Annotated in this window: 1 protein-coding gene; it reads right to left on the bottom strand. The window is 44.5% G+C overall.

Annotation, left to right across the window (positions count from 1 at the left end; translation table 11 throughout):
- A partial coding sequence (locus tag V7122_RS24785; protein WP_335348035.1) for a M6 family metalloprotease domain-containing protein occupies positions 1-1,661 on the bottom strand: 1,661 nt, incomplete at its 3' end.
- Positions 1,662-2,001: the final 340 nt, after the last annotated feature.

The raw sequence follows: 2,001 nt of genomic DNA, 5'->3' as shown, positions 1-2,001 counted from the left end.
CCGTCATTGTCTTTGTGTTGCCCTAAAATGTAGAAATGAAGTTTATTGTATGGATCGATGTACTCACTGACAACAGTGTCTTTGCCAATAGAACCATCGAATTGCCCGGAGACCAAACTTGCCCCATTCCCAGCTTTGAATAAAGCATCAAGAGTTTGACGGGGGTCACCTTTGCCAACCATAGCTGTTGTGCCGTCAGGTCTTGTAAAGTCCTTCAGATTGATATCTTCGGGATGTGAATCAACTACCCAAATGAACGGGGAAGTCTCCGCATTTTTCGTTTTGGCAATCAATACACCGGAGTCGGCTGCAAAGGAATCCGCACCAAAACGGTCTACCACTTCAAGGGTGTAGTTATTGAACAATCTATTGCCTATTATATCGTTACGCCAGTCACCGGAAAGGTAATTGGTTGGTGTTAAATCGTCCATGCTGATGTTGATGCCGTGGAGTCCGGTTCGGCCGAATTGACTGCCAATTGGTGCTTGACGCGCGACAATATCCGCAAACACCGGTCCAGATTCTTTTAAGTCATCACGGTTTAGCTGCAGGACTTCATCATCGGATACAAATCCCTGTTTCATCTTATTACGAAGCATATGTGGTGCCGATAAAGAAGCACCAAGGGTAGATGGAATCATCCAGCGAGTGTGCGTCCCACCGGGGCCATTGAATGATCCACGGCTCATCGTTTCCCAATAACCCGAATAGGTTCTAGGGTCAAGAGCCGCATTATTGTAGTTATCGCCAAGACCGCGGAGATGGCCAAATTCGTGAGCGAATGTGCCCATGCCATCACTTTCGCCTTGAATAGAAACACGAATTGTTTTGCCATTGATCCTTGCACTAGATGCGGCGGACCAAATAGCTTTGGCTGCGTACCAGGAAGACCATGGTACGTAACGAGTTTTTGCCCAGTTTGGCATGTTTTCAAATCCAGGCATATCCTTCGGCGGCCCAAATTCATCAGTCACCGAGTCTTGATTCAAAAACATCATTTCGCCGAGTTCCTGCCATACAGTTGATTCATCATAGCCAGCATGAACGATAAACGCAAAGTCATATTCCTTTCCAGAGGCGGTTATGTCATCTGTTGCTGCATTTACGCCATCTGTGAAAAGGTTTCCTCTTTGATAATTCGATGGCAGGAAACCAGTATTATGACTGTTCTCAAGCCCATACTGAAATTCGTTTTTATCCAAACGGTACGGACCATAAGAATCAAGTGATACGCCCCATTTTCCATAAGAGTTCTCTTTCCAAAAACCATCGATTGTCTGATAGTTGTTGAGTGCACTTGGGACATTCAAGAAATTCTTCCACCATTCCCCAAGTTGTTCACGAGGAACAGCGTTGACTTGCGGATTACCGACGAGCTCTGAACCCTTGGGTTTGGTCAGGATAAAATCCTGATCCGGAAAGTCAACCAAAATCAAGGCCCCTCTAAGTTCGGTTTCCGGCTTAATATTCGTTGTATTCCAGTCAATACCCGGGACCTGATTATAATCATTCCACGTCATATTCTCCGGGTTCACCCATGACTGGGGATCCACTGGGCCGGGCATTGTATCCAGCCCTGGTTCCGCAGCAAAAGTGGCTGTTGAAGACATCGCAAGCAATATAGTGGTCGTTAATGCAGCAATCTTACCTCTAAGCTTCAAAGTGATTCTCCTCCCTCTTGGAACATTCCCTACTTTATGTAGGTTTTTGTTTTCAAACTCCCCTTGTTGATTACGCTATGTCATCATTTCTTTATCGTTATTAGCCCCATTAACGCCCCCTTTCACAGCTTAATGCCTTACCTGGGTTTATTCCCCCTCAAAGCCATAAACCATATAGCCATAAATCGGACAACACATGCAAAAAATGCCAACCCCTTCATGAAATCTACTATTTTGTTAGCTTGGCAATTGCAAAAAAAGAATCTTCCATCGGAAGTTTACTAAGCGCGTAAATATGATGATTTCTCTATAAAATATTTAATAGATTCTTTTAAACCTT

The sequence above is a fragment of the Bacillus sp. JJ1532 genome (genome assembly GCF_036965085.1).
Classification (GTDB): domain Bacteria; phylum Bacillota; class Bacilli; order Bacillales; family Cytobacillaceae; genus Cytobacillus.
This window is presented reverse-complemented; position numbering and strand designations above follow the sequence as displayed.